The organism is Pedobacter sp. GW456-11-11-14-TSB4 (genome assembly GCF_059424425.1).
Window position 1 is genome coordinate 1 of record NZ_JBWKZK010000010.1, and the last position, 5146, is coordinate 5146.

Consider the following 5146-nt stretch of genomic DNA (forward strand, 5'->3'; position numbering starts at 1 on the left):
GTAAACAAGAAAGCCCCGCAACTTTCGTTACGGGGCTTCTTTTAAGATCTGGCACCGACCTACTCTCCCACATGTTACTGCAGTACCATCGGCTCTGGCGGGCTTAACTTCTCTGTTCGGAATGGGAAGAGGTGGACACCGCCGATATAGGCACCTGAATATTTTAAATGTCGTGCGCAGGTGCGCATGACAATGACATATTATTGAAAGAAGTTAGTTTGAAGAACAAACAACAGTCTGTTTGCTTTGAAAGCTTCGGGTTATTAGTAATACTCGACTGTGGTGTCGCCACCTTTACATCTGTATCCTATCAACGTAGTAGTCTTCTACGGCCCTATATGGAATTCTCATCTCGTGGCTAGTTTCGCACTTAGATGCTTTCAGCGCTTATCTATCCCCAGCGTAGCTACTCTGCAATGCCCCTGGCGGAACAACAGATTCACTAGAGGCTAGTCCAACCCGGTCCTCTCGTACTAAGGTCAGCCCCACTCAAAATTCCTACGCCCACAACAGATAGGGACCGAACTGTCTCGCGACGTTCTGAACCCAGCTCGCGTGCCACTTTAATCGGCGAACAGCCGAACCCTTGGGACCTTCTCCAGCCCCAGGATGTGACGAGCCGACATCGAGGTGCCAAACCTCCCCGTCGATATGAGCTCTTGGGGGAGATCAGCCTGTTATCCCCAGCGTACCTTTTATCCTTTGAGCGATGGCCCTTCCATGCAGAACCACCGGATCACTATATCCGTCTTTCGACCCTGCTCGGCTTGTCTGCCTCACAGTCAAGCAAGCTTATGCTATTGCACTCCCCGTACGGTTACCAAGCGTACTGAGCTTACCTTTGAAAGCCTCCGTTACCTTTTTGGAGGCGACCACCCCAGTCAAACTACCCATCAAACAATGTCTCCCGCTGGGCGGGATTAGACACCGAATACAGAAAGGGTGGTATTTCAACGTTGGCTCCACGACGCCTAGCGACGCCGCTTCAAAGCCTCCCACCTATCCTACACATCCTGTACCCAATGTCAATGTTAAATTGTAGTGAAGGTGCATGGGGTCTTTCCGTCCCGTTGCGGGTACCCGGCGTCTTCACCGGGACCACAATTTCACCGAGCTCATGGCTGAGACAGCGCCCAGATCGTTACACCATTCGTGCAGGTCGGAACTTACCCGACAAGGAATTTCGCTACCTTAGGACCGTTATAGTTACGGCCGCCGTTTACTGGGGCTTCGATTCAATGCTTCTACTTGCGTATGACATCCCCTCTTAACCTTCCAGCACCGGGCAGGTGTCAGGCCTTATACTTCATCTTTCGATTTTGCAAAGCCATGTGTTTTTGTTAAACAGTCGCCTGGGCCTTTTCACTGCGGCTGACATTGCTGCCAGCGCCCCTTCTCCCGAAGTTACAGGGCCATTTTGCCGAGTTCCTTAGCCATGATTCACTCGAGCACCTTAGAATTCTCTTCCCGGATACCTGTGTCGGTTTGCGGTACGGGCTTTTATAGACTGGAGCTTAGCGGTTTTTCTTGGAAGTCTGATTACCTGCGCTATCCACTTACCCGAAGGCTCGCGGTACTATCGACTTTCAGCTGGGTTGGCGGATTTGCCTACCATCCCAATACCTACGGCCTTTAACGAACTATTCCGTCAGTTCGCGGCAGTGTCACTACTCCGTCCCCACATCGCATCTATAAAAGGTACGGTAATATTAAACCGTTGTCCATCGAATATCCCCTTCGGGTTCTCCTTAGGCCCCGACTAACCCTGATCCGATTAGCGTTGATCAGGAAACCTTATCCTTTCGGTGGGCGGGTTTCTCTCCCGCCTTATCGTTACTTATGCCTACATTTGCTTTTCCAGAAGCTCCACCATAGCTCACGCTACAACTTCGCTGCCGCTGGAATGCTCCCCTACCGTAATATTAATATTACCCATAGCTTCGGTATACCACTTAATGCCCGTTTATTATCCATGCACGATCGCTCGACTAGTGAGCTGTTACGCACTCTTTAAATGAATGGCTGCTTCCAAGCCAACATCCTAGCTGTCTATGCAATCGCACCTCGTTAGTTCAACTTAGCGGTAATTTAGGGACCTTAGCTGATGGTCTGGGTTCTTTCCCTCTCGGCGCGTGACCTTAGCACCCCGCGCCTCACTGCCGTGTATATTATATAGCATTCGGAGTTTGTCTGGATTTGGTAGGATTTGACTCCCCCGCACCCAATCAGTAGCTCTACCTCTATATAACTCACCACGACGCTGTTCCTAAAAACATTTCGGGGAGTACGAGCTATTTCCCAGTTTGATTAGCCTTTCACCCCTACCCACAGATCATCCGGAAACTTTTCAACGTTTATCGGTTCGGTCCTCCAGTACGTGTTACCGCACCTTCAACCTGTCCATGGGTAGATCACAAGGTTTCGCGTCTACCTCCCCTGACTATGCGCCCTATTCAGACTCGCTTTCGCTTCGGATCCGTGTCTTAAACACTTAACCTTGCCAGAGAAGAGTAACTCGTAGGCTCATTATGCAAAAGGCACGCCGTCACGCCACCTGGACGCTCCGACCGCTTGTAAGTATACGGTTTCAGGTTCTATTTCACTCCCCTGTTCGGGGTTCTTTTCACCTTTCCCTCACGGTACTGGTTCACTATCGGTCTCTCAGGAGTATTTAGCCTTACCGGATGGTGCCGGCAGATTCCCACAAGGCGTCTCCGACCTCGCGGTACTCAGGATACTGCTAGACTAACTTTCTATACGTGTACAGGGCTATCACCTTGTTTCGCCGGGCTTCCCATCCCGTTCCACTTCTGTCCGTTAATGCCACGTTGCAGTCCTACAACCCCAGATATGCCGTAACATAGCTGGTTTGGGCTCTTTCCCTTTCGCTCGCCACTACTTAGGAAATCATTATTATTTTCTCTTCCTCTGCTTACTTAGATGTTTCAGTTCGGCAGGTTTGCGCACTATGTGCGACCAGTCTTCAACTGGCCAGGTTTCCCCATTCAGAAATCCGCGGATCAATTCATATTTGCTGATCCCCGCGGCTTATCGCAGCTTATCACGTCTTTCATCGCCTCTGAGAGCCAAGGCATCCCCCGTATACTCTTTCTTACTTTCTTCTACTCATGCGCCTTTTGCGCCGCATGGTATGCTTTTTTGATATGTCGTCATCCCTTCGTCCCCGAGGGAACTCCGGTCAAACAACGTCTCTATTGTTGTTTGCTCTTCTATTTTAACTTCTTCCAATATGTCAAAGAACTTTTCAATCCCGAGGATATATTGCTACATCCTTATTATAAACATGCCTTCTGTAACAGGCACCGGTGATGGTGGAGAATAACGGAGTCGAACCGTTGACCTCCTGCGTGCAAGGCAGGCGCTCTAGCCAGCTGAGCTAATCCCCCAAAAAAATTAACGTGTAGTCCCGTCCAGATTTGAACTGGAGACCCCTACATTATCAGTGTAGTGCTCTAACCAGGCTGAGCTACGGGACTTTATGATTTCGGATCTCAGATTGACGATTTTAGATTTCTATCAGCAATTAAACTGATGTTCGTAAATCGTAAATCAAAACCGTATTTCAATTTCAATCCCGCCGCAGCCGATATGGTATCGTGCCGATGGCGTCATCTTTTTGGTTTTCCTTTAGAGATATGTATCATTTTTTACGCAGCGAGTAGTCTGCACTACTCCAGAAAGGAGGTATTCCAGCCGCACCTTCCGGTACGGCTACCTTGTTACGACTTAGCCCCAGTTATCGGTTTTACCCTAGGACGCTCCTTGCGGTTACGTACTTTAGGTACCCCCAACTTCCATGGCTTGACGGGCGGTGTGTACAAGGCCCGGGAACGTATTCACCGCATCATTGCTGATATGCGATTACTAGCGAATCCAACTTCATGGGGTCGAGTTGCAGACCCCAATCCGAACTGTGAATGGCTTTTTGAGATTTGCTTGCTGTTGCCAGCTTGCTGCCCTCTGTACCATCCATTGTAGCACGTGTGTAGCCCCGGACGTAAGGGCCATGATGACTTGACGTCGTCCCCTCCTTCCTCTCTGTTTGCACAGGCAGTCTGTCTAGAGTCCCCACCATTACGTGCTGGCAACTAGACATAGGGGTTGCGCTCGTTGCGGGACTTAACCCAACACCTCACGGCACGAGCTGACGACAGCCATGCAGCACCTAGTTTCGTGTCCTTGCGGACGCATCCATCTCTGGATACTTCACTAACTTTCAAGCCCGGGTAAGGTTCCTCGCGTATCATCGAATTAAACCACATGCTCCTCCGCTTGTGCGGGCCCCCGTCAATTCCTTTGAGTTTCACCCTTGCGGGCGTACTCCCCAGGTGGAATACTTAACGCTTTCGCTTAGCCGCTGACTGTATATCGCCAACAGCGAGTATTCATCGTTTAGGGCGTGGACTACCAGGGTATCTAATCCTGTTTGATCCCCACGCTTTCGTGCCTCAGCGTCAATAAGACCATAGTAAGCTGCCTTCGCAATCGGTGTTCTGTGACATATCTATGCATTTCACCGCTACTTGTCACATTCCGCCTACCTCTAGTCCATTCAAGCCCATCAGTATCAAGGGCACTGCGATAGTTGAGCTACCGTCTTTCACCCCTGACTTAACAGGCCGCCTACGCACCCTTTAAACCCAATAAATCCGGATAACGCTTGGATCCTCCGTATTACCGCGGCTGCTGGCACGGAGTTAGCCGATCCTTATTCCTTCGGTACATTCAGCTGCTTACACGTAAGCAGGTTTATTCCCGAATAAAAGCAGTTTACAACCCAGAGGGCCGTCTTCCTGCACGCGGCATGGCTGGTTCAGGGTTGCCCCCATTGACCAATATTCCTTACTGCTGCCTCCCGTAGGAGTCTGGTCCGTGTCTCAGTACCAGTGTGGGGGGTCATCCTCTCAGATCCCCTAGTCATCGCGGTCTTGGTGGGCCGTTACCCCGCCAACTAACTAATGACACGCATGCCCATCTCCATCCCATAAATGTTTGATCATTGTACGATGCCGTACTGTGATTTTATGCGGTATTAATCCGGATTTCTCCGGGCTATCCCCCAGATGAAGGTAGGTTGCATACGCGTTACGCACCCGTGCGCCGGTCTCATGGTTGCAAGCAACCA

2 tRNA genes and 3 rRNA genes are annotated in these 5146 nt (G+C 50.4%); all 5 read right to left on the reverse strand.

What is annotated here, in order from left to right:
* Nucleotides 1-46: 46 nt before the first annotated feature.
* Nucleotides 47-158, reverse strand: a 5S ribosomal RNA gene (gene rrf / locus AC07XU_RS18285).
* Between the two features lie 86 nt (nucleotides 159-244).
* A 23S ribosomal RNA gene (locus AC07XU_RS18290) occupies nucleotides 245-3122 on the reverse strand.
* Between the two features lie 208 nt (nucleotides 3123-3330).
* A tRNA-Ala gene (locus tag AC07XU_RS18295) sits at nucleotides 3331-3407 on the reverse strand.
* 15 nt (nucleotides 3408-3422) lie between these two features.
* Nucleotides 3423-3497, reverse strand: a tRNA-Ile gene (locus AC07XU_RS18300).
* Nucleotides 3498-3698: 201 nt separating this feature from the next.
* Nucleotides 3699-5146 (reverse strand): 16S ribosomal RNA (locus AC07XU_RS18305); the annotation flags it as partial.